General features: G+C 62.9%; 1 protein-coding gene. It reads right to left on the bottom strand.

Annotated features, from left to right (window positions below; genetic code table 11):
• The coding region (locus AC1DKR_RS21200) for a type II secretion system protein GspD (RefSeq protein ID WP_478035124.1) at positions 1 to 448 on the bottom strand (448 nt) is incomplete at both ends.

Here is a 448-nt window from a genome sequence, read left to right as displayed (position 1 = left end):
GTGCGGAAGGCGGCGTTCATGTCGCTGGCGTAGCGGTCCGCATAGTCGGCCATGTCCTCATCGCCGCGCAGCACGTGCGGCGTGATCAGGATCAGCAGTTCGGTGCGGTTTCCCGTCACGGAATTGCTCTGGAAGGCCGAACCGATGAGCGGAATATCCTTGAAGAAGGGGATGCCGTCGTTGACCTTGGAGTAGTTGTTGCTGATCAGGCCGCCCAGAACCCCGGTCCAGCCGTCGGTGATGGCGATCTGGGTGGTCAGGCTGCGGTTCAGGATCGGCGGGCTGGCGATGGCGCTGTTGGTCGACTTGCCGACCTCCGAGATTTCCTGGCTGATGGTGATGTCGACCCGATCGCCATAGACCACGGGCTGCAGGTCCAGGATCACGCCGGTCTGGCGGTACTGGACGCTTTGCAGGATGTCGCTGTCGCCGCCGACCTGGATGTTGG

The organism is Stenotrophomonas sp. 01N47 (assembly GCF_056399165.1).
This window is presented reverse-complemented; position numbering and strand designations above follow the sequence as displayed.